Below are 1,423 nucleotides of genomic sequence, written 5' to 3' on the forward strand. Positions count from 1 at the left end.
TGAACTGACCCCCAAATGTTGGACGGTTTAGTTTATATCAAGGACTGAGTTCTGTACTTAACAGGACTCAGTCCTTTTAGTTTGAGTTGAATTCTTTCATGATTATAGTAGTGAATATACTCATGAATCTGTTTCTCTAAACCTTCAATCGAATTAGGCTTTTCAATATAAATCGTCTCACACTTTAGGGTACCAAAGAACCCCTCCATGAGCGCATTATCCAAACAGTTGCCTTTTCTGCTCATACTTTGCTTAATACCATGCTGTTTCAGCACCTGTCCAAACAGTCTCATTTGATAATGCCATCCTTGATCAGAGTGCAGCATTAACTTGTTATCACGGCACGCTTTCGTCTTTGCCAAAGCATCCTCTAGCATCTTGCCAACTAAGTCATAAGTGGGTCTCTTTGAGAGTGTATAACTGACAATCTCATTGTTATAACAATCAAGTATGGGTGACAAATACAGCTTATCATCACCCACCTTAAACTCAGTAATATCGGTCAGCCAGCGCTTATTTGGTTTATCTGCATGAAACTGGCGTTTTAAATAGTTCTTCGCAATCTTACCTTGTTGTCCTTTATAGGAGCGATACTTCTGACGTCTTATCTTTGCGCTAAGCTTCATGTCATGCATAAGCTTAGCGATGAGCTTATGGTTATGATGACAATCTAGCTGCTTTAATGCAGCCGTGACTCTACGATAACCATACCTGCCTTTATGCTGATGGTAAAGCTCAGTAATACGCTGTTTTAAGTCTGCATATTTGTCTTTAACGTCAAACTGACACCTATGGTAGTAAAAGACACTTTTAGCCATCTTAGCGATGTTTAGCAAAGCAGATAAAGGGTACTCTTGTCTTAGTGCTTCGATGAGCCTTGCTTTTTGCCTGCTTGTTCCTCCGCTTTGAGCAAGGCATCGAGCTTTTTTAGGTAGGCAACCTCTGCACGTAGGTATTCATTCTCACGCTTAAGCTCTGCTAAGCTCTTTTCATCATCTGGCTTGTCTGTGATAAATGGTTTGCTCATGGCGGTTCTACCTTTATGTTTAGATACGAGTCCAGACATACCCTGTAGTCGATAAGCTTTGTGCCAATGACTAATGAGCGCCGGTGAGCTGATGTTAAATGTTAAAGCGACCTCGGATTGACTTAATCCTTGCGTCAGCATGGTCGTAATCACTTTGTATTTAAACCCACTGCTGTATTTGGCCTTACTTGTCTTTGGCTTGATCGCGTCTATACCACCGCTTTGATATTGCTTAACCCATTTTTGTACAAGTTTCGAATCTACTTTAAACTTCTCACTTGTGGCAAGTCCGGTATGTCCTTGCCGATAGTATGCGATGACTTGCATCTTAAAGTCTAGATCGTAACGCATAAAAATACCCCCATAAGTTGTGTCCAACTTATGGGGGTCGGTTCA

2 protein-coding genes are annotated in these 1,423 nt (G+C 41.1%); both read right to left on the minus strand.

Features of this window, described 5'->3' with window-relative positions; all coding sequences use genetic code 11:
- Positions 1 to 32: 32 nt before the first annotated feature.
- Positions 33 to 956 (minus strand): IS3 family transposase, encoded by a 924-nt coding sequence (locus JMX50_RS13125; RefSeq protein WP_201630058.1) that lies wholly within the window; start codon positions 954 to 956, stop codon positions 33 to 35.
- Positions 860 to 1,378, minus strand: a complete 519-nt coding sequence (locus tag JMX50_RS13130; RefSeq protein ID WP_201630057.1) for a helix-turn-helix domain-containing protein — start codon at positions 1,376 to 1,378, stop codon at positions 860 to 862. Before JMX50_RS13130 ends, JMX50_RS13125 begins: the two co-directional genes overlap by 97 nt.
- Positions 1,379 to 1,423: the final 45 nt, after the last annotated feature.

The sequence above is a fragment of the Psychrobacter maritimus genome, from assembly GCF_904846345.1.
Lineage (GTDB): Bacteria > Pseudomonadota > Gammaproteobacteria > Pseudomonadales > Moraxellaceae > Psychrobacter > Psychrobacter maritimus.

Excerpts from the sequence above, each read along its gene's own strand:
- JMX50_RS13130 (WP_201630057.1), bottom strand. The coding sequence starts at position 1,378 with ATGCGTTACGATCTAGACTTTAAGATGCAAGTCATCGCATACTATCGG.